Origin of the sequence: Paraburkholderia sp. BCC1885 (assembly GCF_900996235.1) — a bacterium.
GTDB lineage: Bacteria > Pseudomonadota > Gammaproteobacteria > Burkholderiales > Burkholderiaceae > Paraburkholderia.
Genome location: NZ_CAAJGM010000144.1, coordinates 1 through 25,927 on the forward strand (window position 1 = coordinate 1; position 25,927 = coordinate 25,927).

Genomic DNA, 25,927 nt, shown 5'->3' on the forward strand with positions numbered 1-25,927 from the left:
TAGATCGTGTCCACGATCGCCGATCGTGGACACGATCTCCCTTGATCTACACGGACTCCAACACGCCATCACCATCATGCCTTGCTCGCGCGCGCGTGAGGACACGGCCCAGCCGAGCCGCTTACAAACAGAACTGGTTTCCTGTCAGACGTAAGCGCGGCGACAGCACCGTATTGACGTAACCGCTATTTACCGCCCCATCGATTCCAGGCCATGCGCAGCAAAGCGGCGTTGGCTGCATGTCGATCAAACTGCTCCGGGTCGAACCCGTCGCCGATCCAAGTTCTCAGGTGCTGTGCTTCTTCGCTGTCCGGCTCGTCGCGTAGCGTAGTCAAGAAGTTCTCATAACCCCATGGACCACCGACGTCTTCCGGCGGACAGGCTCGCGCGCCAGCCGAGATGTAGGCAATTCCCTGCGGCTCGCCGTCAATGAGCGCCATCGTTTCCACGACGATGTCGTGCTTCCAGCCATCACCGAAGTCATACTCGTAGACGAAGCGCAGACCTGGATAGGCGAGCTTTTGTAACTTGGTTTTGCAGTCGTCGAAGGTGACCTCTGGATCCATCGAGTCGAGCACGTCGTCAACATCGAACATGGCGTAACGGCGATGTTCAATATCGTACTCGTGCAAGTGCGAGCTAGACCATCCGAACGCCGCCTGCAGAATATGATGAAGCTTGCGTAAGGTGGTGGCGCCTTCGACCTGGATTCGACGCCAGACAGGCGGGTTGACGTCGCGAATTTGCGCGTGGAGTGTGTAAAGCGTGAAGGATTTGGCCATGGGGGAGAGCGGGTTGCCAGCATGGACGCTATTATCGCCTAGGCTGCTGAGAACACCTTGATGTTCCAGGGCAGCAACTCGCTGATCCGGTTGATGGGATGCTCGGCGATGTGGGTCAGCACATGCCGCAGATAGGCCTCGGGCTCAATGCCGCAAAGTTTGGCGGTGCCGATCAGCGAGTACATGGCGGCAGCACGTTCACCACCGCTGTCTGCGCCCATAAAGAGGAAGTTTTTGCGGCCCAAACTGACCACGCGCAGCGCATTTTCCACGAGGTTATTGTCGATCTCCGCCACCCCGTCATCGCAGTAGTAGATCAACGCCTGCCATTGATTGAGGAAGTAGTTGATCGCCTTGGTGGTGTCGGACTGTGACGATAGCGTTAGCAATCGCTCCCGCAACCAGATCTCAAAGCTATCGAGTAATGGCCGGGCGCGCTCTTGGCGAACACGCCGGCGCTCGGCCGGTAGCTTGCCGCGTATTTCTGCCTCAATGGCATAGAGTTCGCCGATACGGCGTAGCGCCTCGGTGGTGGTCGCCGTTGCGCGATGCTGGTGCAACTCGCTAATCTTGCGACGAGCGTGTGCCATACATGCTGCCTCGCGAACACGGCCATCAGCAAAGAGCGCGTTGAAGCCGGCATAAGCGTCTGCTTGAAGTACGCCGCTGAAGTCGGCCAGATGAGACTGAGGATGTTGTCCCTGCCGATTGGGCGTATAGGCAAACCAGACAGCGGGCGGATCCGCCGATCCCGAGTTGCGGTCGTCGCGCACATAGGCCCACAGTCGTGCCGTTTTGGTTTGACCATTGCCTGGCGCCAAGACCGAGACCGGCGTGTCGTCGGCATGAATCTTACCCGGTGCGAGCACGTAGCGGCGCAGCTGATCCACCAGCGGTTCGACCAGTGCGCTGCAGGCGCCGACCCAGCGCGCCATGGTGGAGCGGTCCAACTCGACACCCTGGCGAGCATAGATCACTGACTGGCGATACAGCGGTTGATGGTCGGCGAACTTCGCAACCAGAATGCGTGCGAGTACACCCGGGCTGGCAATTCCACGCTCGATTGGGCGGCTCGGCGCCGGCGCCTGTACGATGCAGTCGCACCGCGCGCACGCTTTCTTGCGGCGAATGGTCCGGATCACCTTGAACGCCGCGTTGATGATGTCCAGTTGCTCGCAGACATCCTCGCCCAGCGGCTTGAGTTGGCCGCCGCACGCGGGACAGTCGTGCTCGATCGGTTCAAGAATGCAGTCTTCGCGCGGCAGGTCCTGCGGCAAGGGGTGGCGCACCGATTTCTGCCGCGTCGCCGCGTCCGCGTCATCGGATACGGCGGCGTCGGCTACACCTTCCTCGGCCATCAGGTCTTCCAGTCGGGTTTCGAGACGCTCGATCTGCCGATCGAGTTTCTCGGACTTGCGACCGAACTGCATGCGCTTGAGCTTGGCAATCTGCAGTTTGAGTTGCTCGATCTCCAGCGTGCGAATGCTCAAGGCCTGTTCGAGCGTCGAGATCGTATCGCGCAGCTGCTGCTCCACCCCATCACGCGCGGCTAATTCCGCCTCGCGCGCACTCAGCAAAGCCTTCAAGGCTTCGATGTCATCGGGTAGCGGGTTGGCAGGGATCGGCATAGGCGCAGTTTACGCACATGCCCTCGCGTTTACAACACCGACAACGGCGGCCAGGTCCGCTCGGGTTGTTTCCAGTTGATGCCCTCAAGCAGCATCGACAGTTGGGCGGGTGTGAGGTGCACCTTGCCATCTTCGGCCTGGGGCCAGACGAAGCGGCCACGCTCGAGACGCTTCGAGAGCAGGCATAGCCCATCGCTGGTGGCCCACAGCAGTTTGATGACATTGCCGCGTTTGCCTCGGAACACAAAGACATGGCCGCAGAACGGATTGGCCTTGAGCGCGTCTTCGACCTTGCCCGCCAGGCCTTGGAAACCGTTGCGCATGTCGGTGACCCCGGCTGCAAGCCAGATTTGCGTACCCGCCGGCAGACCGATCATTGGGTTTCTTGCGGCGAGCGCGACAGCTCGCGAATCAGCAGTCGAAGCACGCTTGGCGAGACCTCACCCCGGATACGCAAACGCGCGTGGTCGAAGTCGATCTCGCAAATGCCATCCTCCGCTGTCGTGTTCGACAGCTCAGTCTTGGTTGGCAACGATGTAGAAGCCTCTACCGGCAATTCGTCCACGATCGAAACCGGCAACAAGACTGGAGCCATCGCCGGCGGCAACTTCGCAGACGCTTCCGGTTTCGTTGGCAAACCAAAAGCGCCTGCCTGATATTGATGCCGCCACTTAAACAGCAAATTTGCGTTCACGTCGTTCTGTCGGGCAATCAATGCAACCGACGCACCCGGCTCAAACGACAGTTCCGCCAACTGCCGCTTGAACTCAATCGGAAAGTTCGGCCGTTTGTACCGACCGCCGTTGCCACGCCCACTCAAAACGTCGTCCATCTTTATGTCCACCATTCAATTTGGTGCACATGAAAATAGCTAAATCCGGCCGCGACGTACAGACGGCCCTACCGACTCGCTTACTGTCAGACCACCCGACCGTCCAGAGCACCTTCCCGCGCACGCGGTGTAGGCGGTATGGTGCAGCCAGAGGCCGCGTTTGGCCGATGAACGCCGACCCGGACGCACTTCGGATGCCGCCACAAGGTTATTCCGATTGGGGCCACGTCGATTATTTGCTGAACCGTAGACGGCCACTTGCATTATCGCCATGGCGTCCATCGCGATGATCACCGTCCCGTGGATCTGGTTTAGGTCACCAGTACACAACGGCATGCCATCTTGCGAAAGCGACATTGCGGAAGAGGATGTGGAAACCGGGAGCGCACCCGGGTTGATGCCGTCCCGTTCGATTCTCTGGGCCTGCGCGACGATCTCGGTCGCGGGGGCTTTTTCCCTGTCGGGATGGTCTGGATGCGCTGATCTTCGCCGGCCGCGTGTGACTATCCCCCATCGGGTCCAAGCAGATACACCGGGCCCCTTGATACGCCAGTTGCAGTCGCCATCTCTTCAGCAGTGAAGTGACAGAACGCCAGTTGCCTTGGTAGTCGGTCAACGAGTTGCCGGACAATGATCTGCAAGTGTCCGTAAAACTCTGACGCTGTGTCGCCAAGGTGTTGTCTCGCCATCAGCTCACAGACGAGCAGGTACTGGACGTATACGCTTTCGGACGCACCGCCCAACGCGTTATCTATATGGGAGTAGCGCTTTCCATCACTAATATACTCCAGCGCTCTGGTCGCGAATGTTCTCCTCCCCTCAACAGTTGCTTCGTTGTCCGCACGCCGTAGGCAAATCTTCGCGCGCTGGAGAAAATAACAGCATCCCAAAAACGGATTATTTGCCGTTGCGTTCCCTACACGAAAGGCAATTTTCTCGAGAACATCCTCCGCGCGGTCGAGGTCGGTATTGCGTTTTTTAGCTATCATCCGGCATGCACTGCAGATCGTCGCCTGGCACACTTGCGGTGAGCCTTCACCGAAACAATCTCCCGCAATTTCGATCTCCCCCGCATGTTCGTCCAGATGTCCATTTAATTGGTGTTCCAAGCCGGTTCGCAGTTCACGCTCGTTATCTACCTGTGTTCCGTGCAGTGAACGCTTCGCATGTATGTATATGAGGTTTCCCTCCCTCAATCGGCCAACACATGCCAGGTACATACCGGACCAGTAGCGAACATGCATCAGATGAGGATCATCATTGACGCCAAGGTTATCCGCGTCACGCGATATCTGAGCGATATCGTAAGCCTGCAACAGGCGTTCCATGCGAAAATAGGTGCTCGGCACGTCGTAGGCAAAGTGGATCTGTCTCGCGATCTCGCCTACAGTGCTTTCGTCGTACTTGCCATGAGTCGGGTAGTGTCGGCGACGTTCGTAGTCTGGATATTTGAAGCGTGTCCATGCAGACAGGTTGAGGTCGGGGGTCAGCGGATAAGCGGAAACTTTTGGAGCTTGAATTCCCGGCGCTGCGTGAACGAAATCATGAAAGATTTTAAAATTGGTGAACGGGTTAAAATTGTCTTTCAGATCTGGCCCGAAACGCTGAAACCGAAAACGTGCGACGAACGGTTCCTGGTTTCCTATCTTGACAGTTCCGTCCGGTAGACTTTGGGCCGGGACATTCGAGAGCAGGTGTATGCGCTTCCCTCCAAAATAGCTCTCGTCAGCCACGGCCGCAAGCAACGCGAGAAACCGGTTCAGAATTGAAGATTCACGTTTGAAAACATACAGGTCCTTTGTGTGAAACCATATTTCAGTGTCGGACCGGAGCTTCTGGGCTGTCTCGCGCATTAAAGCTTTGTTTCTGAGCATGAGCGGCACGACCAGCCTTCTGTACTGCGCAAGAAGATCAATGTCCCCGTCATTCCAGGCCTGCCTGTCGATCTCCAGCAGTAGGACCCGGATGTTCTCCGTCTCCGGACCACTCAGATGACGAAGCACGAAATCGTGCAGACCTTCATGTGTCATGTGAACGAACGCCGACAGAATGAGGTCGGCCAGACCACCATCGCCGTTTCCCGATATGAATATCCGATGACTACGGTCCGACGCTCGTACCGGGCCAAGTATTGGAAACGGGTCCCAGTACGACGTGGCCTGTCGGGCCTCGGTTCCGATCTCATAGCCGAATCCAACGCATAGCAGCACCACATCGTACGGCTTTTGCCTTTGGGGAATTTCGCCGTCGATTTCCACCGCATATCCCGCCGCGAGGGGACAAATTTTTGTTACGGTGCAATCCAGGCGGGTCTCGAGTTCGAACTTACGGCACGCTCGAAATCCCTCCTTGAGAGCAACAGCGACGGAATCGGCTGGACCAGCCGTCCATGTCATGATGGGAAGATTGGCATCTCGCTCAGTCGACCCGGGACGTGGCCAGTCGTACAAACGTGGGTGAAGATAGCGATCACGGCACCCGCTCTGCAGGTGCAGAAGATCTGGCTTGCGCTCATACAGGTGTATGGCTTCGAGTGCATTGCCTGATCTTGCGAATGCCGCAGCTGCCGTCATCCCGCCCGCACCGCCGCCAATAACAGCAACTCGGCCCCGCGGGGATAAAAGCTCCTTGCAATTCGAGAGAACTGCGTCAACGAGGTTGAGTGCGCGCACCTGTTGCGAGTACAGGGTGACCCGCTTGTCAAAGCATCCGAGCAAAAACACCGCCCCCGTGCCCGGCACACGTGATTCCCGCAAGATGTCTGATGTCGTCATCCTGTCCCCCTACCATTGACTCTTCGGGTGCGCATACCTCGACTTTCATAATATTAGGACACGATAGCATGCACGATATGGGTTTTCCTACGTGAATTGTCGAGGTTCGATCCGGCCTTTTGCAACGACCGTTAATCCAAGCGACCACAGCATAGGCACGACAACCTTCTCGTAGACCGCGACCGCGACCTCGATCGCATGTTTCGCGGCTTCCGAATCGCATGAACTACCCTTGTGGATGATATCGTTCCTAAGGTCTTGTACGCCCTTGCTCTCGTCTATGAGCGCAGCCTGCATGCCATCGCGCGTTACTTTTGCCAGATCAAGGTCGGCTAATTCCTGGAACAACCGCGACAACAGCTTTCGGTAGCGGTCAAATCCCGGCTGCTTGACCGCATGCTCCACGATAACGTCAGCGAGCCCTGCACTGAGCACGAGTCCGTATACGATCGGTTGCAAAAGGGTTGCCTTCAGAAACAGTTCGATCGCGGTTGCGCAGAATACGACTGTCGCCGATGAATGCCCATTCGCGTGGAGCCGCTTTACTTCCTGAAGGATTTCCACCGCAGGACGCATCACCGTAGGGTTGCCCAGGTAAAACGACCGCAGGCGTTCCCCAGTGAACTCGCTCACCGCCTGCTCTTTGTGCTCAGGGTAGAGTTCGTCACTGATACGCTCGTACATTTGGTCAAATGCAGCGTCTTGCGGGTCGTAACTCATCACTTTTTCTCCACCCCTATGCCTGAATCAAAAACTGTTCTCGCGGTTGTCCTTTGATGCAGCTTGGCGCACGGCCCCGACCGCTCCATGCCACACCGAAAAAGGGGTCGCGATACCTCAGTGCCGGAACGCCCGGTTTCGGCCCATGCTTACCTTTGGGCTGAGAAAACACCTGCTCCTGCGTCAATGGAATACTCGCTGACAATCGCACGAACTTTCTCGATCGCGGCAGCGACTTCCTGATCTCGCGCCTCGTTGAGTCGCTTTCGCAACGCCTCGCGCTGCTCCAGAAGTTGACGGTACCTTGCCACTCAATTCTCCATAGTCATATGGATTTTTCACACACCCCGTAACGCCACTTTTCCTCTATCAATAGACGCGACGCCACGCCTCAACTATTGCGCCGAAAACAATCGGCACGAAAACGCGGCCGTCGAATGAGGCTGGTCTGTCATCTGTCGGACAGGTGCGCCACCATAATTCGAAATACATGCCCCAAGGTTGGTGACCGTCGCCGGCCGATCACCTACGTTGAGCGCCGTCATGGACACATAGCCCTTTGAATCTTCCACACCGCCACCACCATTTTCGTGCCGGTTGATACGGATAATATGATTCCCGCCCCAGACCAAAAGCACTTGTACGCATCCCAGCCAGGCACGAACGTCGAGATTACTGCCGCGTATGCCACGATACCGATAATCCACAGTTCATTCGGGTTGAAGGTGTAAACGTGATCATGATCTACGAAGTCACCGACTGTCGTATGCTCTGAGCGGTCGCATGGCATAACGAAGCGCCTGGACTTCGTTGTGCATCAATCCGAGCCTGACCTGGTGCGCGACAATTGGGAAGTCCGCTCGTGTTGCCTCAAGAAGGAATGTTACCCGACCGATTGTTGTCGTTTTGCCTTTTTTCTTCCTTTTATGGTTTGCCGGGCGCGAAGCGCCCGGCCTCTCTCGCTTCCAGCTTTTCCGCAACTTAAGCTTCAACCGGCGTCTCGGCGGACTTGCGTACGCCGCCCAAGATTAGTTCTCTTACGCGCTCGGCTCTCCACACCTTGATGCGGCGCTGCAGCGTCCGTAACTGTGCCTCGCTTGCATAGACGTCGGGCACCATTGCAGCAAGTCGACTCATCACGGCTCTTGCCGATGCAGAGGGTTCAGCAATCAACCAGCCTTCAATAACCGGCCATACGTCAGCAAACGGATCGACTCGGGTTCTCCACCAGTGTTTCGCTGCAGGCTGTTTTCGATGAGTGGGCCGTGCTTCCCCGTCCTTCCACGCCACAGACAGGTTTGCGAGGAAGACGGTAACGTCTGATTCGTCCGTTGGTCTCTCCTCAGTACGCACGCCGTGAGCCGCGAAGTCGCTCAATATCTGCTGAGCCGTTCGCATCTCTTGCAGCAGTCGCACAGGATCGAGACCTTTGAACTGCACCTTCAGTTTTTCCTTGATAGCGGGTTCGATGCTGTCATGCGCCAGAAGCCGATCGCACGGCGTCGCCGGCGCGAAGTAGACCTTGTGCACGCGCGCGCCATCACGCGTCTTGGACTTCAACTTGAACGAGGGCTGGAAGAAGTTAATGTATAACCGCGACGATGCGTACAGCTGCGCCAAGGCATTCCTGGCATCGCGGCCGCTCAGTCGGCCATAGCCGACCAAACGACGCACAATGGAGCCGTTCTTCTGCTCCACCCACGCTTGGTCGTTCTTCTTGTAGGCTCTCGATCGAGTCTGAACAAGACCACGTCCCTTGCAGTAATCGAAGACGCTCTGGTTCATGAACGCGCTGTCGTTATCCGAGTCCACCCCAAGCATTGCGAATGGCAGATCGGCCGCCGCTTTGTCCAACCCTTCAATGACCAGCATCTGGTTACGCACTTGCATCGCCACACATTCTGTCCAGCCGGTGGCAATGTCAGTCAACGTGAGCGTGTGAACAAAGTCACCATCGGTCTTCGGACCACCGCAGTGTTCGACCATGTCGATTTCAAAGAAGCCGGGTGGCGGATCCCGCCAGTCAGCAAATGTGCGCACCGGGATGCTTCGTCGAATCGCTGCACCCACGCCCTTGCGCCGCTTACGCTGGCCGTCGATGTGCAACCGCGCATCGGCCAACATGCGATCGATAGTCGCCGCGCTGATTTGAACGAGCTTCGATTTGACAACGGGATCCAGGTCAAGGTGACCGTGCCGTTCCATGGCATCAACCAACATTGGAATCAGCGCCTTTAAACGCTTGCCGAAAATCCTATCGGCCGCTTCCCACAACACAATCAATGCTTGGCGCACTGCCTCGTCATAGAGACGATTCCGTGCGGGCATCCCCTGCGTAGGGGATGCTTTCTCACGCAGCAGCCGGATGGCGTGCTTGCGGTGATACCCAGTCAAAGCTACGAACTCGTCGAGAATCTTGATCCGGTCGCCGAACGCCGCGCTGCTATACCGCAATTGCAATGCTGCAACCAACTCCTTGCGTGTCGTCATGCTGATTTGCCTCGTCACCTCGCGCCGCTCCTGCCGGGCAATCCGACCGGTAGCAAACTACATGAGGCAACAGGTCAGCGGAAGTTGCAGTTTTGGTGAGTCAATGCGCCGGCCATCATAGTTGTCGCGCAACCGGACATCGTAGTTGACGATATCCACTGACCGGTACTTTGCCATTGACAGCCAGGTGAGACCAAAAGCGTATCGCTTCGCGCTCGATTGAAACTGGTACTAGCGTTGAACATCCGGAATATTGCAATGCCCGGCTGAGCAGTTCGAGCGCGATTCCTCGCCTCCGATGCTCTGGGTCAATCAGTACGTCCATCACGTAGCAACAGTCTGCCGGTGCCAGAGGTTCAGCGACGACTCTACCGATTTCTCCACCGTAGCTGCCGCCGCACGCCTTGATCACGAAATGCTCCCCCATCACTATGGGCTCGCTGTAGACTACATTCGGAGCCGGCTCGCCAGCTCCTCCGGAACGAGCGAAAGACAGCAGAAATCGGTGCAGCATCTTTACGCACATCACTTTTCCTATGGTTGACGAACGATCACCACATTCTGGCGTTCATTGTCCATGTAGGCATACATGTTCAAGGCCTGGCGTGCTGCGAGGAACACGTGTGCGTTCATCACATCATCGAAATGAAATGCGAGCAGGCGCTCGCCGGCAGACTTGATATGGCAGCCTATGAATCCCTCAGCGGTTTCAGCCTTGTTCGCCGCGTCAACCAAAACATTGATGTCAATCGACATTTCGCTTTCTCTCCTTTCACCCGGCGTCCGGCCAGCAGTCAGGCCGGTCAGACTGCCAGTTGTTTGCCGACCTCAACCTATGGGGTCGCGGGGGTGACCGCAACCGGCATGGCTGGGGGAAGTGGCGCAGGCGCAACCTGCGGGGCTGCCATAGCCACCTGGATGACTTCCCTCTCGCCCCTTGAATAGCCTTTGTGGAATGCGTCGAGGTACTTGCGCGCGCGTCGGCTGAGCGGTGTGGCGGCACGCCCTGCTTTCGCCGCCGCGTACCCCTCGTCTTCTGCCTTGGCGCGCACCCGGTCAGCGGACGTCTGTTTGGCAGACCGCGGCGGGCGGGTAAGCTTCTTCATCAATTACGCTCCTGTTTTCCTATTCGATTGTCGGTCCGCGACCGTCGATCACGAAGGCGCACTTTGGCTCTTTGTCAATCGGATGAACGCTGCACTCCCAAAAGCAAAGACGTGACCGCGTGAGCATTGCCGGGGACGGCGCTTGATGTCGCGCCATGACTTAGCAGGCGAGCGAATGCGATCTCCGCACTGTCTGCAGGTCACCTCGATATGCGTAGGAGCACCGTCAAGCTTGCGGGCCAGCACTTGTCGGTCAGAAACAAACGCATAGAACAACAATAGTTGCCCTCGCGTGGTCGAGAGGGCCTGCAAAGCCAATCGAACCGGTGCGAAGCGACCAATGGTGTCGGACGCAATGCCAAGTCGCGTTGCGTTTTCGATGGAACTTCCTGCGACTAGATCGCTGATTGTCGCGGTGTCTTGCAGGGTGCTTGCGATCAGCAAAAGTGCCGTACGCTGTTGCGCGCCCAGTCTCATTCCAATCGTGCGCCCAACCTTCTGAGCTAGCGCATGAGCCACTGCGTCAGTAATTCCGTCAGTGCTGACAGTCGACATACTATTTCACAAATGTCGGCTACCGGCCGACATGCGGGACGCGAGGTCGCGCCTGCCTTCCGCGGTCCACAGCGTGTCTGGCTTTTCCATTACATGCGCGAACGCGGCACAATGGGCCGATTCGCCTGGTTGTCTTCGTCACCGTCCTTGAATTCCAGTAGCAGTCCTTGCACCGCTTGCCTCATGGTCGGCGAATAGTGTTTGATCGCTTCCCATACCACCTCAAGGTCCACCTTGAAGTAGTCGTGCGAAACTACGTTACGCATTTCGTAGCTGCCCCGCCATTCCACTTCAGGATGCGCCTCGCGGAACTCGCGATGCTGCTTGTAGATCCTGTTGCTCGCTTCCCCGACGATCTCGATATTGCGGATGACAGCATCAATCAGAAGCTGATTCTCCTAAAAATCCGCCTTCGACATATCGCCAACGTAGGATGCGATTCGATCGATGGCTTCCACAATATGGCGGAGATAATCGGGCAGGCGAGGATCTTCGTTGCTCATACCGGCTGCGCCTCCGCGAGCACCCGAGCCCGGAATTTGTCCGGCAGGGCATTCGGCGTCAGCACGTCCACTGCAACACCGAGCAAATCTGCCAGCCTGTAGCGAATGATCCCGACGTTGATTAACGACATACCCGGCAGCGGCTCGACCAGTAGGTCGAGATCGCTTTCTTCCGCATCCTCACCACGCAGCACCGAACCGAACACGCGGACGTTCGACGCGCGGTTGTCTTCCACGATCCTCCGAATCTCCGCGCGATGCGCGTTCAGTGCGATAGAAGGCTTCAAGAAAAGCTCCGAGAGAGGTGTTAAGTGTGGCACGCAATACGGCTTCGTCAAGCGCGTCTTGCGCGGCTACGCGGCTTTTCCTCAAGCAAGCGCGCAATGGCCGCCCGAGCCAGATTTGGCAAGGCTCGATGATCCTGGGACGTTTCTGGCATGCGATATGTTTTCAAGGCGCGGGGGCTAATACCACTCGCCTCGGCAAGCTCGTCCCACGTCACGCCAAGGGTATCCTTGGCGCGACGCAGAAACGCCTGCTGGGGGTTTTCTTCCATGCTGGAATGCTCTCCAAACTATTGATACGCGTTGCGTACCGTCATAGCATCCAGTCATGCCGGGCGTGACACCTTGTTATCGGCAAAGTCAGCCAAAGCTCAATCATCACAAAAGGCTCCTCCCAACCCAACCAATGCCGCGCGGCGATCCTTGTGCAAGTCCGCGACGTAGGGCAAGACGCGATCGAGCTCTGTGGCCAGGTCGTAACTGCACCGTATCAGGCGAGTGCCCTCGCTCAGGAAGCCCTGTCGCAAAGGTTCGCCTGGCCGTAAGGCTCGATAACCCACGCCCACGGCCGCCGGCCCGAGAGAAAGCCGAGCAGCAGTACGAGCATGCCGCGCCGGGCATGTCGGCTGGTTGCGTTGGCGACGCGCAACAGATGCCGGATTTGAGAAGGGGGAAAGGATCTTGGCCCGCTTCGCTTGCATCGCTTCTGCGTCTCGGAATACGCTCGAATTCGAGCCTGTTACGACAGAGAACGACATGGCGCTCCTTTTCAGGACAATCCGCGAAAAATCTTGTGTTCTCGGAAGATTTGGGGCGACCGGCGTACCCTCATTCGTGCGCCAGGACGCCGACCCGCGGTACCAGGATGTTCAGGTCGCGGCGCCCGGCGATGGAAAGGTGCTGTTGGCCGCGTATTGCGGCAAGTCAAATGCCGCCGGCTGATTTCTCGTGTCGGAGCAGCACGCGCCTGATTCCTTATTGACGCCGCACCGTCGGAAGACCTGAACCGCAATTGGCCCGGGAGCGGTGAGGTTGATACAATCGCTCTGCTGATAGCAACAGAAAAGCAAATGAAGGCAGGCAGTTCATTCGCGATATCAAACAAAGCCGCAAGGCATTCAGCATGAATCCCTTCTGCCTGACATGAAACGGAGTGATTGATGGCGACTTATCTGGAACTCAAGGCCCAGGCAGAAGAATTTGCGGCCAAAGCGGAACAGGCCCGTCTCGCAGAACTGCAGACCGTACTTGACGAGGTTCGGGCCCGGGTGAAGGAATATGGATTGACGCCTGAACAGGTATTCGGCCGCAAACGGGCCGCCTCCAATGGTACGTCTTCACCGACCGCCCGGAATGGCACTCCTCTGCCTCCTGTATACCAGGACCCGAAAACCGGCAAGACCTGGAGCGGTCGCGGTCGCGAACCGTCCTGGATCAAGGGCAAGAAGCGCGACCGGTTCCTGATCGCGACGTGAGCCAGGACATCGTCGACGCGAGCTCAAGCGAGCGCCCGGCGACATCGACACAGGCGTCGGTGAAAACGCCGCTGCCGTCTGACGGCCTGACGACGTCAAACCGTATCGCACCCTCGCGTCGACGCAAGTCACCCGAACGGCGAGCGAACCCGGTCTGTCCGCGAATACTGTCGCTGATGCGCTATCGGGACCGGATTGTCCGTGTCGTCGCGGAAGCGCGCGGGCAACGCGTTATCATCGAATCCATCGACGACACGGGTCGCCTGCACAAGAGCCCTGTCAAATGGACCAGCCTTGAACCGTGTGGAGAGCAGCTATTCTGAGGCGCTGTCATGGACCAACTGGATATCTTCGATAACAGCCGGGACGTCATGCTGCGTAACGACGTCATCGCCGCGCTGCAGAACGATGACGCAGCAGCAGCCGGTCGGTTGCTGCTTGTGCTCGTTACGGAGTATCCAGATGACCGCAGTATTGCCCCGCTGCAGACGATGCTGCTCCCGCTCGAGGAGGCCACCGCAACGCCATTTGTGGATCACGATGCCGCGGCCGCTGCACGCGACCAGCTACTCACCCGGCTTGAGGCCGCCGCCGTTGAACTGCTCGGACGACGCGAAGCGATCGCATGGCTCGCGAGGCGCTGGAAGGAGATGGCATACCGTGCAGCTTCGCTTTCCTTCCGGCCTGATCGCGGCGACTGCCATGCCGCGCCCTTCTGGCTTCGTGCCGGAGACTGGACTTCAGCAGTTAGCACGGTCGAGCGTATTGAATCGTGGCGGCGCATTCCCGCGCCGCTTGCCTGGATGTGCGAGGCCACCTACCGGCTCACTGGCATGGAAGCCGCGTGGCCCATGATGGCCGAACTCGCATGGCTATCGGCGGAACGCCTTGACGCGCTGGCTCGGCGCCTTGCGGACCCGTCACTTGACGCCCTGCTCGCGCGGTTCAGTGCCACGTTCGACGGCAACGGTGACACGTCCGATCTCTGCTGGTTCCCGGCCTGGGCGCTCGTGGAAAAGACCGGCATCGCGCGATGGCTTGCACAAGCGCAGCCATCTCGGCAGCTCGCGCCTGAGCGGGCAATGCGGCTCATCCTCGATCTGCTGAACCTCGAACGCCACGGCCGTCATCACGACCTGGTCGAGCGACGCAAGGTGCTGCGCGATCTGAGCTCGCCGCTCTATGCGACATACATGAAGACCCGATAGCCGCCGCAATCGATGCCGCGATCGACGGCACGCTGCCACATCCTTTACGCGTCACACCACGACTTCGCATACGCCCCAGCGGGTATCAATCAGCGATCCAGCCGCAAGCGTGCCTCCCCCGACCAGACGGGCCCGGAAGCGGGCCGACGCCTTACCGGCCGCGAGTGGGAACGGTCCGATTTCCACCACATCGAGCTCGATGCCCTGATAGCTGATCCGTGAACCCACGAACGCGCTCGTACGGGTACGCGCGCCAGCCGGGCGATCTCGTTCGCCGAACACGGGATCGCGCGCATTCATGCGAGGCCCCCCTGATTACGACAATTCCGCCCGGGACTGTGCAAATTCATAGGTATTCCACTCCGTCACGTGAACGGCCATTTTACGCGGCGGGCGGCCCGTGCGAAATGCGCGCTCGCCGCCCTGCAACTTGCCTTGTCATCTTGCCGGCTACCGGTCCCAGTTCACGCGACGCTGAATGCCACAGTCACGGGGAGCAATTCACCCTGCCCACACAGGATTCTTCTGGGAGATGCGCTCCGGGTCCTGGCGTCGATCCCAGCTGTAGATGATGAGTTCATTACGACGCACACTGCTGCCGCGGCCGCCTGCCGTATATCTGACGTCGACCGTTTCCTGCTGGAAGTCCGCGAAAAGCCGCCTCATCTCCGGATGATCATTCAGGCTCACGATGGCACGTCCCTTGAGCCGTTTCACGATGTCGGCCATCTGGCCATATTCCTCGAAAGCAAAGGGCCGACTGTAGCCCTCGGTCTCCCAGAAAGGAGGGTCAAGATACATGAAAGTGTGGGGCCGATCGTACTTCGCCACGCAGGTCTGCCAGTCGAGATTTTCGACATAGGCACCCGAGAGCCGAAGGTGCGCGGCCGACAGCGTTTCCTCCAGCCTCAGGAGGTTAAGGCTGGGCGGATTCGTTGTTCTCGTGCCGAACGAGCGACCCTTCACGCGGCCGCCAAAGCCGTTCGTCTGCAGGTAGTAAAAGCGCGCCGCGCGCTGGATATCCGTCAACGTATGGGTCGGCGTGTCGCTAAGCCATCCGAAGACCTGCCGGCTGCTCAGCGCCCAGCGAAACTGCCTCACGAACTCTTCCAGGTGATGCTGGACCACGCGATAGAGATTGATAACATCGCCGTCCAGGTCGTTCAGGACTTCCACCTCGGCGGGCTCGCGCAGAAAGAACAACGCGGCGGCTCCGGCGAATACCTCAACGTAGCAACTGTGGTCCGGGAAGCGCGACAACAGGACAGGTGCGAGACGGCGCTTGCCGCCGATCCAGGGAAAAATCGGTTGTGCCATAAGCTTACCTCCTGCAGGGGTTCACCGCTCGGGATCGGGGTCAACCCGACCCGGGCCCGGTTCCACGGGGCGCGACGCATCTGCCCTGCCCGCACCGGGGTCATACGATGCATGGCTGCGCTCCGGTGGGCGCCCGCGAACTGCCTCCGGCCGCGGCACGGACGCTTCACGCACGATCGCCATCCTTCTCACGAAGTCCGCCACATCAATCGCGAGGCGACGATCCTGTGCACTCGACGACCCCGCCAGCGCCTGACCCATCTCCCGCCATGCAGCGAGCGCCCCGATGTGTGCATTGAGCGTCGCCGATCGATATGCGTCATCGCGCCCGGCGGCATCCCGGTCATAGTCGGGCACGACACCGCGCGCGCGCATGTGGACCACCGCCTGTTTCGGGTAGCGCTGTGTCACGCCGCGCGTGCGCCGTGGTGTCGCATTCGCTTCCACGCCGTGTTCGCGCAGCTGCGCGGCGAAAGTCTCCCGCCACCCTTGCAGATCCGCCTTGCGCGGATTCAGTCGCCGGCCGTCGCGGCCCCTCGCCTGCACGCTCAGATGCACGTGCGGATGCGCCTCGTCGTTATGGGCCGCAAACACATACGCGTGGTTGTCGCCGAATTCAATACGTGCGAACTCGCGTGCGGCGTCGCGCACGGCCTGGCGATCCGTTCCGGGCGGCATCGACAGCAGGACATTGAAGGTTTCGCGACGCCGGCTTTCGGCGGGAATACCCCAGCCGCCCCGCCGCCATTCCTCGACCAGATCACCCAGCGCCCCGGCACCTGAAATCGACTGGCCGTCCTGGTCTTCCAGTTCGACCTTGCCATTGCGCGAGATGTAGTCGAGATGGCGACGGATGGCGTTGATCCCGTTACTGCCACTGGCCTTGTTGGTGATCTTGACCATCACCTCAGGCGCACGGCGAACCGTGCGTGCCAGTTCTGCGCGCAACCGCGCGGCGTCCTGCGTGCCCGCGGACAGCTTCCCCGCACCCATGCGCGGTGCACGGCGCCGGCGCAGCGGCTCGTAGAACAGGCGATCGCCCCAGTTCAGCAGCACACCGTCGACAAAGCGTTTGGGAAACGGCATGCTCAGCGACTCCACCGTGAGAGATTCGCGCGGATGAATTCACCCACGCGCTCCAGATGGCGGTCCACGTCGGCTCTCAACGCATCCAGCGCCTCCAACCTGTGACGTGCCGATCCGTCCGGTGCCATGTTCAGGGCGCGAGCGATCCGGTTCAGGTTGCGGCCAAGCGCCGCCAATTGATGGTTCGAGTCGGCCAGCACCGTCAGTTCACGATCGCCGAACTGAGGCTCTCCGCTGATCTGCACCCGGACCGCCGCCACGATCCAGCGGTTCACCGACATGCCGGCCCGCTCTGACAGTTTCTCCACGGCACCGAACTCCGCTGTGGTCAGACGGACTTCCACCCGCAGGCGCGGACCACTGTTGTCGATAAGCACGGGGGCCGCCTCGGATGGCTCCGTGACTGCGTGCTCCGCGAGCGTGTCCAGCACCAGTTGTCGAAGGCGTTGCGCGGGGGCCTCCCCGGTGGACCTGCACCAGGCATCCCAGTGCGGTTTTAACGCCCCCAGATCGATCGAGACGCGCGCGCGCCGCCGCCGACCGACAGCCAGGCAGGCGCCTACATCCGGATTCGCGTCCATCGTCACAGCCCCGGCATGGAAGGGTCGGGAGCAGCCGGCGCGCGCTCCCTGTCCCGCGCACGCTGCGGTTCCGCCTTGCGCACCGTGCGCGCGCGTTCTGACGGCGCCTTGGGATCGAAGACGCGAGGCGCGGGCACCGTGACGCCCTGCGACACCAGGGTGTCGAGCACCCGGCCGGCCCGGGCCTGGACCTTGGCGACCGATTTCTCGCTGAAGCCCTGCTCCCGCATCGCTTCCATGATCACTGCAAGCTGCAGCGCCCGGTCCGCGGCTGGCACTTCACTGCCTTGCGGCGCTGGTCGCGCGCCGGCCCCGCGACCGCCATCGCCCCCATCGGCCCTGCCCGCCGCCATACCGTCACGCGTCCTGTCCGGGGCACGTCGCGCCACACCGGGGTCGTCATCGCCCACACTGGTCTCACGATACGGTGCCGGTCGTGCCTCCTGCGGTGTGTCTCCGGGCGTGTCCCTTGCCTTCGTACGCTCGAGTACATCGACCTGCCACGTGTTGCGATACACCTCCTTTTCCTCGACATCGACCACCTTGCCCGCGGCATCCCGCATCGGAATTTCCACGGTGACCCAGCGCTTTCCGAGATTCTCCAGCGACACCGTATCGCCGATGTTGGCGTTGCCCTCTTCGATCGCCCGCTCGAGATCCACGCCCCAAACGATGCGCTCCTTGCCTGTCCGGTTGAGGACCACCGCGTAATACGAGTCGCTGTTTTCACGATCGTGCTGATAGGGCGCTGCGCCGTGATCCAGCAACTGGCCAACGCGCACGGTTTCCCGTGCCTGCCGCTCCGCATCGACCGCATCCCGCCCCGCACGGTTGACCGGCCGGACCCCGTCCAGCGGATCCGGCGATGCCGGCCTCGGGTCCTGTGACGACGCCGGCCTCGGCGCCGACGGCTGCAAAGGCCTGCGCTCCTGTCGCGCCCCAGATGGCCCACGCGACGGCCCGGTCGGCACAGGCCCGGGACCCGGCGCATCCGGAGCGGGCTCACGCGGGTAGCGGCTGTCGGTCTGCGCGCCACGTGGCTGGCTCGCTGTTTGAGACGGCGGCTCAGGCTCGATCCGGTTGTGCATCCAGGACTTGCGCAGTTCGTCCAGACGCGCCCGGTCGACCGCCTTCGGCTCATAGCCACGGACCTCAATGCCACGCAGCGATGCCTGCAACCACACTTCACGCCGGAATTCCTCGTGGCCCGATACACGGATACGGTGCCAACCCTTCGCCGCCGTCATCTCCACCATCGACTCGACGATGTCCGCCCGGTTGTGCCCCGTGACCAGCCGCATGCCCGAGTCCTCGAACGCCAGGTGATGCGGCTCGTCTTTCAGGAAATACTGATGGCCCGCACGCAGATAGCGCTTTTTCACCAGTTCGGGAGGATCGTCCAGTACCCCGGCAGCACGCGCGGCAGCGTCCTGATCGGGTGGGCCGCCCGGACGCCGGGTGTCCCCCGCCTGCGGTGCGGCGGCCGGCGAAGCTGATGGTGGTCCCGACTGCTGGTCCCAGCCTCGCGCATCCGTTCCCAGATGCGCGCGCGCCGCATCGGCATCACGCCGGCGGCGCGCGGCCAGCGCTTCAAGCGTTGCCGGGTCCAGCCCTTCGGCCACAGGATCATCCTCGCGCCCGGGAGCCGCGGATCCCGGATCGGACGCGTCATCATCACGCTCGATCACGTTGGCCGGAATCACATCCGGTGGCTGCGCGCCGGGCGCGGACCCGGACTCAGGCGCCTCTGCGTCTGAGGAGGAAAGGTTGTCTGCCATCACGATACCTCGTCAATGCAAATGCCTGCGATGCGCAGGCCGTCAACGCTGCGGGCCATCATCAGCGCGGTCCTGACTGATGGGTTCACCGCGAGGCTCATTGCGGGGATTACTGCGCTCCTTCGCACGAGAGAGCACGGCCCGGCGCGCGTCCTTCACCCGCGACCAGGACTGTGTCTGCAGACGGTCAAGCGTCTGCACGACCTCGTCGCCCAGCCCCAGCTCCTTTGCCGATTTCTTCAGCGATGCGACGGCCCGGTCGAGTTGGTCCCGCGCCCGGTCCCACGGATACACTTTCGGTACATCGCGGTCATACCCGATCTGGATATCCATGCCGTTCAGACGCTGATGGTCCGCAGCCCACTTCAGACGCTCGGACACAAAGTCGGCTCTTTCCTTCGAGTGAAACACCACGCTGCGCAGCGCAACCTCCTGGATCAGGTACCCATCAGCATCGAAGACTTCGCCGCGGTACGGTCCACCGTTCTCCCGTGGCGTGCCCATCCGGATGTCCGTACCGAACCGGTGTTTCGCCAATACCTTGATCTCGTCCGGCACGTCAGCGAGCATAAAAAGCGGCTCACCGACCTGACGGCGCGATGCCGACGGAGCCGCCCGGGTACCCGCAGCAGATGGTTCCATTCTCCGTTCGTTATCCTGATCACTTTCTTGCATCGCATTACGCGCATCCTGCGCACCCTGCGGTCCCGATCCTTCCATTGCCGCCTTTACCTTGCCCATGATGTGGTCCTCCTCCGGACTCTCAGATATGACGGCGAATCCCGCCTCGCCGTCGTCGCTCCCCACGCCGTCAATTCCTGTCTCCCCGCCGCCCTGCCGACTGGGCATACCGTCTTTATCGACGCCTGCGGCGCGTTCGCCCGACACCCTCGCGGCCGGCCCGTCCAGGGCATGAGCCAGCACAGCCCTGATCGCTTCGGGACCAGCCAGCACCGCAAGATCGTTAAAGTCAGTGGGCAGCTTGCTGTTCAGACGTGCCTCGGGTGCAAACGCGGGAATGGCCAGACGCCCATTGATGTCGCGTGCAGCGCGCTGTGCGAATTCCTCTCCACGCCCCCGGTCACCGAGGATCACAATTTCCGCATCCGGGTACCGGTCTCGCCAGACCTGCGCGACCTTGGGCAGGTTTCCGGCGGACAGCGCGGCGAGCGCAAACCAGCCGGTCGCAAGGTGGACGGAGAGCGCAGTCGCCATGCCTTCGGCGATAACGATCGGCCCCTGCCCGTCTTGAGAAGACGGCAAGCCACCCGTCGCCCAGTAGCCGCCCGCCTTGGCGCCCCCTGCCAGCGTCGACTTGCGACCCGCCTCGTCGATAAATTCCACGGTCGAGATCGCGTCATCGATATACACGGGCACCAGCAGCACGCGACCCGTCAGCACGTCACCCTCGCTATGAGGTGTATAACCGGCAAGACGCTGCAGATCGGGGGCATCCAGTTCGCCCAGTGTCCCGACCGCCGGCAGACCCTTGCGCGCCAGATACGGATGGTCCGCCTCAGCGCCCCAGGCCTCTTCCCATAGCGCCCGTGCCAGCGTCGCTGCCGCCCGATGGCGCGCGTCGAGATCGGCCTGCGCGCGACGCCTGCGCTCCTCCAGTGCCGCCGCCTCATGTTCGCGGTGGGCTGGACTCACCGGCGCGGGCCGCCCGCGTCTCCAGGCTGCCGGATCGAATCCGTGCTGACGCGCGAGCCAGAAGAGCGACGCAAGTGTCTTTCCTCCTTCCTCACGTACCGATTTCCAGGTGGTACGGGCGCTGCGCTCGTCGTAGTTGTCGGCGGTACGGCTCCACGCGTCCCACAGATCGAAACCCGCCTCGCCCAGGCCGCTCTTCACCGCGAAGGCCATGTCCACCCACGTCTCGTAGTCCTCTGCCGGAATGACCGACAGCGCGGCCCGCACACGGTCGGCCTCGGTTGCGAACGGCGTGTTCATGGCCGTGCTCCTTTATCGCCTGTTCCCGCAGCGCGCTTGCCCTTAGTGCGCTTCGGCTGACCGGGCTGCTGGGCCAGTTGCTTCGCGCTGGCCGCTCCGGCGGCTTTGCGTGGACCACGCTTGCGCGAGGTCTTCTCCTGTTCGCCTGCCGGTGTGGCGCTTCCCCCGGCATCGGCGCCACCGCCGCCAACCTGGGAGAAGAGCCCCTGCACCACGGCAGCCGCAGCCGCGGGCGCCAGTATCGGCTCGGCCTGAAGTTCGCCGCCCTCCAGTTCGGCCAGCGACAGTGCGCGATTGGCCTCAGCGAGGGCCGGCTGCGGCACACCGATGAACGCAAGATGACGGCTCACATACTCGCTGGCCTCACCCTCGCTGATGTCCACCATGTCGACGGGCAGATCGCGCTCATCCCACGCCGCCAGCACCTCAAGGTAGTTAACCGTTGTGCCCGTGAGACGCCGGTTGGCCGAGTCCATGTCGTCTACCGTCAGCACGCGCAGACGTCGCTCGAGCCTCGCGCGGAAAAGTGCCACGTCAAGCACGGGGATCGCCGGTGCCGGCCGTAGTCTTTCGATGAACACCGGGTCTTTCCAATAGCAGATCTTCTCCGCCAGGATGGGGCGGGTGTTTTCCAGAAGGATGATTTCCTTCGTCTGCCCGATCTCCTTCAGCTCCTGAGGCAGCAGTAGGGCCCGGCGCTGGTCTGAGATGCTTTCGCTCCCTCCGCGACCACCGGACCAGCCGCTCGGACGGCTCACGCTGCGCGATTTTTCCGTGAACGTGCCCAGCATCTCCGAATACTCGTTCGCATCCTTCTGCTCGCGCGGCGCGTACAGGATCTGCATCGCGTGATTGGTCACGAAGGTGCGTGCGTCGGCGCGCCCGTACACCGACTCAAGTTGCGACACGGACTGGATGATCGGCAGCAGGCGCAGGTTGTAGCCCGCCATGTACGACACCGCTTTGGCGATGATGTCGACCTTGCCAATCGCCGTGAACTCGTCCATCAGCAGCAGGCACTGATAGCGAAGCCCGGCGTTATCCTGCGGCAGCTGTTTCGTGTTCAGGTTGACGAGTTGCGAGAACAGCAGGTTCACGAGCAACGCCGCCTCGGGCAGGTGATCCGGCGTGATGCCGATATAAACTGTCATGCGCTGCATGCGGACCTGGCGCAGGTCAAAATCGTTGGCGCTCGTCGCCGCATCGACGATCGGGTTGGCCCAGATCGTCAGCGGCGCATTGAAGGTCGCCAGAATGCTCGCAAGCACCTTGTCGTCGTTCGACAGGAACCGGTTCAGCGCGTCGACACAGGCGCCGGACAGGTGCTCGTTGAACCGCCGCAGTGTCATCTGCAGATATCGTCTGAGCGGCACGCCGTTGCCCGACGACTGGCGCAACACTTCGCCCATCGTCACCGGATAGTCAGGCACATCCGGTGTCGTTTCTTCGCGTCCCGCCGGTTGCCGGGCGCGCGCGGAGTCACGCACATCCCGCAGTTCGCACAGCAGCAGCACCAGCCCGAGAAACAGGTTGCGCGCCTGGTCCTTCCAGAAGTCGTCGTGGCCACCCGCCGGGTACAGGGCATAGCCGATCGCGAGGATGTCGCCCACCCGGAACACGCCATCGGAGATCGCGGACAACGGGTTGTAGCGGTGCGTGCGGAAATCCTCAGCAAACGGGTTGAACAGAAAAACCTGCTGCCCGTGTGCCGCACGAAAGCCTGCCGTGATCCGGAAATTCTCCTGCTTGATGTCCAGCACCACCGCCGAATCGGGGTAACTCAACAGGTTCGGCACCACAATACCGACCCCCTTGCCCGAGCGCGCGGGTGCCGCCAGCAGCACAAACTGCTGGCCCGTAAAGCGAAGATAGCGGCCGCGCCAGAGCCCGACGACGATCGCGGGCAGGCTCCCCGGCGCGCTGCCAGTGGCGCTGCCAGTGGCGTTGCCCGTGCTTGCGCGCGCCGTGCCCGCAGCCGCTTTCACTATCGTATTCACAGCAGCCCCGCGCGGCTGATGTCCGCTTCGGTCGCAAACTGGGCGCTGCCATGCAGTTCGCGCCCACCGCTTCCGTTGCGGATCGCCCACCATGCAAAGGGAGGCCCACCGAAAGCCATCAGGCAACCCAGCACCGCGGCCCCGGCGACTTTCCGGCCCGCCTCCGGCAGTCTGCCGTCATGCCAGGCCGATGCCGCATCCCACCAGCCCCACAGACCCGCGTGCAGCGGATTGTGATGCTCGCTCGCCACGAGCAGGAACGACGCAAGCCAGAATGCCGCCACCGTTGCACACCCCACCGCAACCACGACGGTCAACGCCACCAGCGCCGGGTAGAGATGACGCCATGCATGCCGTGCGAGCAGCACCAGGTGATATAATCTCAACGAATTCATATGTACTCCTTTCTATATGAAAAGAAATTGCACGTTCACCCGCCCTCGCTTTATCCGAAAGCACTCTCCGACTTGCGGGTCGGATCGAACCAGATTTCCGTCATCGCCCAGCGTTTGCCCGTCTGGACGCCCTGTTCATTGCGCACCGGCATCGCCTCCAGGTGCGCGACCACGTCGATGGTGAGGAACAGCAGGCGCTTTAACGCGGCATCCTGATAGACCGCGGCCTCGGAATGCTCCTTCGCCATCAGTGCAAACCGCTCGATCGCCACCGCAGCGTTCTGCGCGTGATAGCTCGTAATCGACCCCGCGTGTCCCGTCGTCAGCAGTTTCAGAAAGTCGTACGCCTCGGCGCCACGCAACTCGGCGAGCAGTACCCGGTCCGGCTTCATGCGCATGCAACTCGCAATCAGGTCGGCCGGCGTGACACGCGCCTGACCCTGGCCGCCCTTGCTGTAGAGCAGATGGACGCGATTGTCGATGTGCGGAATGAAGAGCTCACGCACATCCTCGATCGTGACCACGCGGTCGGTCGCCGGAATGTGCTGGCACAGTGTCTTCATGAAACTCGTCTTGCCTGATCCCGTGTCACCCACGGTCACGAGATTCCTGCGGCCCTCGACCGCGCGCCGGAAGAAGCCTGCAAAATCGCCTGCCGAGAGCAGTCGCACGAGTTGCTGATCGAGCGCGCCGAGCCGGTCCATCAAGGCATCCAGCCGCGCGGGGCGCTGCCAGAGCGTCCCGTCGAAGAGACCTTCACCCGCATACGTGTCGAGTGCGCGCTCGCGCGAGGACGGTCGGCGGATCGTGATCGACACGGTGCGCGGCGGGACCACCGGCGGCACCACGATCTGGATACGCTCGTCGTCGGGCAGCAACGCCGACAGGATCGGATGCTGCGCCGAGATCTCCTGGCTCGTGAGGGTCGCGATGGCGACCGCGAACGACATCAGCCGCTCGAAGTCGAGCCCTGGCAGTTCGTGCTCATGCCAGCCCGTGTGGGTCTCGGTCAATGCCCGCTCCGGCCGGTTGATCACGAGCTCGGTTACATCATGGTCGCGCAGCAGCGGGGCGAACGGTCGCATCAGTTCGCGCACCGACGCGTCGTCTGCCAGCCGTTCGTCGAAGTGCGGATCGTCAGGGGCTGTCATGGTGGTTCTCCTCCATGTGTGCCGGTTGCAGGGCATAGACGGAACTGAAATCCAGGTCCCGCGCGACCACGATGGTGAATTCCGCCGCCTGGTTCTGCGTAAGCGTCGGCGGGATATTGATCGTGCTGTCGAGCACACGCGTGGCCATGTCGTTGCCGCTTTGCTGCGTGTTCTCGAACTCGATCGAGCCGTTGTCGTTACCTCCGCGTGTCGCGAGATAGCCGATCGAGTCCTGGACAAGTCCGAGCAGCAGCGCCGCGCCGATGCGCTCGCCCCAGTGGTTGTTGACATATCCCCCGACACCCATGCGGCCCAGCGCATCGGCGGCAGGCGAATCGATCTCCACCGTCACGCCCGTCGGCGTCCTGATACGTGCCGACAGGATGAACACACGCCGTTGCCCCTGCCCGAGGTTCGCCCGGTACTCGGTGTTCACCTGCGAACCCCGTTCGATAAGCAGCACGTGCCCGTTGTCCGAGTAGACGTTCTTCGTCACGGTGCAGGTCGATATCCCTGCCTCGGTTGAATCGAACGCGGTGTCGCCCACGCAGTCGATCTTCGCGCCCTGGGCCAGGATCAGGTTCCGGTCACCCAGCATCGACGCGCTCGCGCGCGGGGTCAGCGTCGGGCTCAAGGCCTGCGCAAGAGGACTGCCTGACGCCGATGTGGCAGCGAGCGCGCCGCGTGGAACACCCGCCTGGGCACCGCCGGCTGTCGTACCGGCGCCGCCTTCCGGGACCATCGGTGTCGATCCGTCTTTGCCGCCCGCGCCGCCGTCGAACAGTGGCGCGTCGTAATAGGTCCGGGTCGGCGCTACGGAGGCCGTACGGCTGACGGGCCTCGCTTCGACGGGCGCGGACGCCGCTACAGAAGACGTCGGGTGCGCGACGCCTGATGTATCCGATGCACCCACCGGCGCGGATGAGGCATCATCAAAAGTGCGGCCCTGCTGGCCCTGCTCCATGGCGTGGTCACGCCTCGCCCGTGCCTCAGCTTCGTGTCGTGCCAGCATGCCGTGCACCGTCCACACGGCTCCCGCCACGGCCACCACGATGATCGTCAGCGGCGTGAGCCACCACGCACGGGGACGCCCCTGCGCGCGTCCCTGACCCAGCTCCGGCAGTCCACGATCGGTCGCGGCGCCACCCGCCGCCCCGTCTCCAGCCGCCACACCACCGGCCGTCCCGCCACCAGACGGGGACGCCTCAGCCGGCGAAATCGTGTTGGGCGCCGCAGTTGCGCCGTTGGCCGGCATCCGGTCGGCGCCCCCTTCAGCGGCCCCTCCGGTGCTTCCCTGAGTGCTGCCTTGAGT

At 61.4% G+C, this 25,927-nt stretch carries 26 protein-coding genes; 3 read left to right on the forward strand and 23 right to left on the reverse strand.

Going from position 1 to position 25,927, the window contains the following annotated elements; translation table 11 throughout:
* Window positions 1–185: 185 nt before the first annotated feature.
* From FQ755_RS14345 to FQ755_RS14405, 13 genes are all read right to left on the reverse strand, one after another.
* Entirely contained in the window at window positions 186–782 is a 597-nt protein-coding gene (locus tag FQ755_RS14345) for a plasmid pRiA4b ORF-3 family protein (protein ID WP_144155223.1), read from the reverse strand.
* A gap of 38 nt (window positions 783–820) precedes the next feature.
* Window positions 821–2,410 (reverse strand): IS66 family transposase, encoded by a 1,590-nt coding sequence (gene tnpC, locus FQ755_RS14350; RefSeq protein ID WP_144155224.1) that lies wholly within the window; start codon window positions 2,408–2,410, stop codon window positions 821–823.
* A gap of 29 nt (window positions 2,411–2,439) precedes the next feature.
* Window positions 2,440–2,787 (reverse strand): IS66 family insertion sequence element accessory protein TnpB, encoded by a 348-nt coding sequence (gene tnpB / locus FQ755_RS14355; protein WP_144155226.1) that lies wholly within the window; start codon window positions 2,785–2,787, stop codon window positions 2,440–2,442.
* Window positions 2,784–3,242, reverse strand: coding sequence for an IS66-like element accessory protein TnpA (gene tnpA / locus FQ755_RS14360; RefSeq protein WP_260858580.1), 459 nt, complete (start codon window positions 3,240–3,242; stop codon window positions 2,784–2,786). The genes tnpB and tnpA overlap by 4 nt, the downstream gene beginning before the upstream one ends.
* Window positions 3,243–3,745: 503 nt before the next feature.
* Complete coding sequence (locus tag FQ755_RS14365; protein WP_144155230.1) at window positions 3,746–6,016, reverse strand: hypothetical protein; 2,271 nt, start codon at window positions 6,014–6,016, stop codon at window positions 3,746–3,748.
* Between the two features lie 87 nt (window positions 6,017–6,103).
* Window positions 6,104–6,736: a hypothetical protein gene (locus FQ755_RS14370; RefSeq protein ID WP_144155232.1), complete on the reverse strand. Its 633-nt coding sequence runs from the start codon at window positions 6,734–6,736 to the stop codon at window positions 6,104–6,106.
* A 16-nt stretch (window positions 6,737–6,752) separates the two neighbouring features.
* Entirely contained in the window at window positions 6,753–6,947 is a 195-nt protein-coding gene (locus FQ755_RS38130) for an H-NS family nucleoid-associated regulatory protein (protein ID WP_313957454.1), read from the reverse strand.
* Window positions 6,948–7,717: 770 nt separating this feature from the next.
* Complete coding sequence (locus FQ755_RS14380) at window positions 7,718–9,226, reverse strand: integrase catalytic domain-containing protein (RefSeq protein WP_144155236.1); 1,509 nt, start codon at window positions 9,224–9,226, stop codon at window positions 7,718–7,720.
* 115 nt (window positions 9,227–9,341) lie between these two features.
* The gene (locus FQ755_RS38665) at window positions 9,342–9,752 is read right to left on the reverse strand and encodes a GNAT family N-acetyltransferase (protein WP_144155238.1); all 411 of its coding nucleotides are present in this window, start codon (window positions 9,750–9,752) and stop codon (window positions 9,342–9,344) included.
* A gap of 8 nt (window positions 9,753–9,760) precedes the next feature.
* Entirely contained in the window at window positions 9,761–9,982 is a 222-nt protein-coding gene (locus FQ755_RS14390) for a hypothetical protein (RefSeq protein WP_144155240.1), read from the reverse strand.
* 994 nt (window positions 9,983–10,976) lie between these two features.
* Window positions 10,977–11,273, reverse strand: a complete 297-nt coding sequence (locus FQ755_RS14395; RefSeq protein WP_313957458.1) for a DUF86 domain-containing protein — start codon at window positions 11,271–11,273, stop codon at window positions 10,977–10,979.
* A 113-nt stretch (window positions 11,274–11,386) separates the two neighbouring features.
* On the reverse strand, window positions 11,387–11,710 hold the full coding sequence (locus FQ755_RS14400; protein WP_409937514.1) for a nucleotidyltransferase family protein: 324 nt from the start codon (window positions 11,708–11,710) through the stop codon (window positions 11,387–11,389).
* Window positions 11,711–11,724: 14 nt separating this feature from the next.
* Window positions 11,725–11,946, reverse strand: coding sequence for a transcriptional regulator (locus FQ755_RS14405; protein ID WP_144155244.1), 222 nt, complete (start codon window positions 11,944–11,946; stop codon window positions 11,725–11,727).
* A gap of 888 nt (window positions 11,947–12,834) precedes the next feature.
* Between FQ755_RS14405 and FQ755_RS14410 the strand changes: the two genes are divergently transcribed.
* The 3 genes from FQ755_RS14410 to FQ755_RS14420 are packed head-to-tail and all read left to right on the forward strand — an operon-like array spanning window position 12,835 to window position 14,357.
* Window positions 12,835–13,149: an H-NS family nucleoid-associated regulatory protein gene (locus tag FQ755_RS14410; protein WP_144155246.1), complete on the forward strand. Its 315-nt coding sequence runs from the start codon at window positions 12,835–12,837 to the stop codon at window positions 13,147–13,149.
* The gene (locus tag FQ755_RS14415; RefSeq protein WP_144155248.1) at window positions 13,146–13,472 is read left to right on the forward strand and encodes a hypothetical protein; all 327 of its coding nucleotides are present in this window, start codon (window positions 13,146–13,148) and stop codon (window positions 13,470–13,472) included. Before FQ755_RS14410 ends, FQ755_RS14415 begins: the two co-directional genes overlap by 4 nt.
* Before the next feature lie 9 nt (window positions 13,473–13,481).
* Window positions 13,482–14,357 (forward strand): hypothetical protein, encoded by an 876-nt coding sequence (locus tag FQ755_RS14420; protein WP_144155250.1) that lies wholly within the window; start codon window positions 13,482–13,484, stop codon window positions 14,355–14,357.
* Window positions 14,358–14,408: 51 nt separating this feature from the next.
* On the opposite strand, the gene FQ755_RS37345 is transcribed toward FQ755_RS14420, so the two are convergent.
* The 10 genes from FQ755_RS37345 to virB10 form a co-directional block, all read right to left on the reverse strand.
* Window positions 14,409–14,585 (reverse strand): hypothetical protein, encoded by a 177-nt coding sequence (locus tag FQ755_RS37345; protein ID WP_186308527.1) that lies wholly within the window; start codon window positions 14,583–14,585, stop codon window positions 14,409–14,411.
* Between the two features lie 273 nt (window positions 14,586–14,858).
* Window positions 14,859–15,674: a DNA adenine methylase gene (locus FQ755_RS14425; RefSeq protein WP_144155252.1), complete on the reverse strand. Its 816-nt coding sequence runs from the start codon at window positions 15,672–15,674 to the stop codon at window positions 14,859–14,861.
* A gap of 21 nt (window positions 15,675–15,695) precedes the next feature.
* Complete coding sequence (locus tag FQ755_RS14430; protein WP_144155254.1) at window positions 15,696–16,760, reverse strand: relaxase/mobilization nuclease domain-containing protein; 1,065 nt, start codon at window positions 16,758–16,760, stop codon at window positions 15,696–15,698.
* Between the two features lie 2 nt (window positions 16,761–16,762).
* The gene (locus tag FQ755_RS14435) at window positions 16,763–17,341 is read right to left on the reverse strand and encodes a plasmid stabilization protein (RefSeq protein WP_144155255.1); all 579 of its coding nucleotides are present in this window, start codon (window positions 17,339–17,341) and stop codon (window positions 16,763–16,765) included.
* Window positions 17,342–17,343: 2 nt separating this feature from the next.
* Window positions 17,344–19,119 carry an LPD7 domain-containing protein gene (locus FQ755_RS14440; protein WP_186308528.1) on the reverse strand — a complete coding sequence of 592 codons (1,776 nt, stop codon included), beginning with the start codon at window positions 19,117–19,119 and terminating at the stop codon, window positions 17,344–17,346.
* Between the two features lie 42 nt (window positions 19,120–19,161).
* Window positions 19,162–21,072, reverse strand: a complete 1,911-nt coding sequence (locus FQ755_RS14445) for a PriCT-2 domain-containing protein (protein WP_144155257.1) — start codon at window positions 21,070–21,072, stop codon at window positions 19,162–19,164.
* Window positions 21,069–22,979 (reverse strand): type IV secretory system conjugative DNA transfer family protein, encoded by a 1,911-nt coding sequence (locus FQ755_RS14450; RefSeq protein ID WP_260858594.1) that lies wholly within the window; start codon window positions 22,977–22,979, stop codon window positions 21,069–21,071. The genes FQ755_RS14445 and FQ755_RS14450 overlap by 4 nt, the downstream gene beginning before the upstream one ends.
* Window positions 22,980–23,065: 86 nt before the next feature.
* Window positions 23,066–23,464, reverse strand: coding sequence for a hypothetical protein (locus tag FQ755_RS14455; RefSeq protein WP_144155261.1), 399 nt, complete (start codon window positions 23,462–23,464; stop codon window positions 23,066–23,068).
* Window positions 23,465–23,514: 50 nt separating this feature from the next.
* Window positions 23,515–24,615, reverse strand: coding sequence for a P-type DNA transfer ATPase VirB11 (gene virB11, locus FQ755_RS14460; protein WP_144155262.1), 1,101 nt, complete (start codon window positions 24,613–24,615; stop codon window positions 23,515–23,517).
* Complete coding sequence (virB10, locus tag FQ755_RS14465; protein WP_144155432.1) at window positions 24,602–25,870, reverse strand: type IV secretion system protein VirB10; 1,269 nt, start codon at window positions 25,868–25,870, stop codon at window positions 24,602–24,604. Before virB10 ends, virB11 begins: the two co-directional genes overlap by 14 nt.
* Window positions 25,871–25,927 lie beyond the last annotated feature (57 nt).

Bases quoted from the DNA above. Each gene is read 5' to 3' on its own strand.
- FQ755_RS14430 (WP_144155254.1), bottom strand. From the start codon at position 16,760: ATGCCGTTTCCCAAACGCTTTGTCGACGGTGTGCTGCTGAACTGGGGC.
- FQ755_RS14455 (WP_144155261.1), bottom strand. From the start codon at position 23,464: ATGAATTCGTTGAGATTATATCACCTGGTGCTGCTCGCACGGCATGCA.
- FQ755_RS14370 (WP_144155232.1), bottom strand. From the start codon at position 6,736: ATGAGTTACGACCCGCAAGACGCTGCATTTGACCAAATGTACGAGCGT.
- FQ755_RS38665 (WP_144155238.1), bottom strand. From the start codon at position 9,752: ATGTGCGTAAAGATGCTGCACCGATTTCTGCTGTCTTTCGCTCGTTCC.
- FQ755_RS14410 (WP_144155246.1), top strand. From the start codon at position 12,835: ATGGCGACTTATCTGGAACTCAAGGCCCAGGCAGAAGAATTTGCGGCC.
- FQ755_RS14365 (WP_144155230.1), bottom strand. From the start codon at position 6,016: ATGACGACATCAGACATCTTGCGGGAATCACGTGTGCCGGGCACGGGG.
- tnpC (WP_144155224.1), bottom strand. From the start codon at position 2,410: ATGCCGATCCCTGCCAACCCGCTACCCGATGACATCGAAGCCTTGAAG.
- FQ755_RS14345 (WP_144155223.1), bottom strand. From the start codon at position 782: ATGGCCAAATCCTTCACGCTTTACACACTCCACGCGCAAATTCGCGAC.
- FQ755_RS14425 (WP_144155252.1), bottom strand. From the start codon at position 15,674: ATGGCACAACCGATTTTTCCCTGGATCGGCGGCAAGCGCCGTCTCGCA.
- FQ755_RS14420 (WP_144155250.1), top strand. From the start codon at position 13,482: ATGGACCAACTGGATATCTTCGATAACAGCCGGGACGTCATGCTGCGT.
- FQ755_RS14405 (WP_144155244.1), bottom strand. From the start codon at position 11,946: ATGGAAGAAAACCCCCAGCAGGCGTTTCTGCGTCGCGCCAAGGATACC.
- FQ755_RS14380 (WP_144155236.1), bottom strand. From the start codon at position 9,226: ATGACGACACGCAAGGAGTTGGTTGCAGCATTGCAATTGCGGTATAGC.
- tnpA (WP_260858580.1), bottom strand. From the start codon at position 3,242: ATGGACGACGTTTTGAGTGGGCGTGGCAACGGCGGTCGGTACAAACGG.
- virB11 (WP_144155262.1), bottom strand. From the start codon at position 24,615: ATGACAGCCCCTGACGATCCGCACTTCGACGAACGGCTGGCAGACGAC.
- FQ755_RS14440 (WP_186308528.1), bottom strand. From the start codon at position 19,119: ATGGCAGACAACCTTTCCTCCTCAGACGCAGAGGCGCCTGAGTCCGGG.
- FQ755_RS14435 (WP_144155255.1), bottom strand. From the start codon at position 17,341: ATGGACGCGAATCCGGATGTAGGCGCCTGCCTGGCTGTCGGTCGGCGG.
- FQ755_RS14390 (WP_144155240.1), bottom strand. From the start codon at position 9,982: ATGTCGATTGACATCAATGTTTTGGTTGACGCGGCGAACAAGGCTGAA.
- FQ755_RS14445 (WP_144155257.1), bottom strand. From the start codon at position 21,072: ATGAACACGCCGTTCGCAACCGAGGCCGACCGTGTGCGGGCCGCGCTG.
- tnpB (WP_144155226.1), bottom strand. From the start codon at position 2,787: ATGATCGGTCTGCCGGCGGGTACGCAAATCTGGCTTGCAGCCGGGGTC.
- virB10 (WP_144155432.1), bottom strand. From the start codon at position 25,870: ATGCCGGCCAACGGCGCAACTGCGGCGCCCAACACGATTTCGCCGGCT.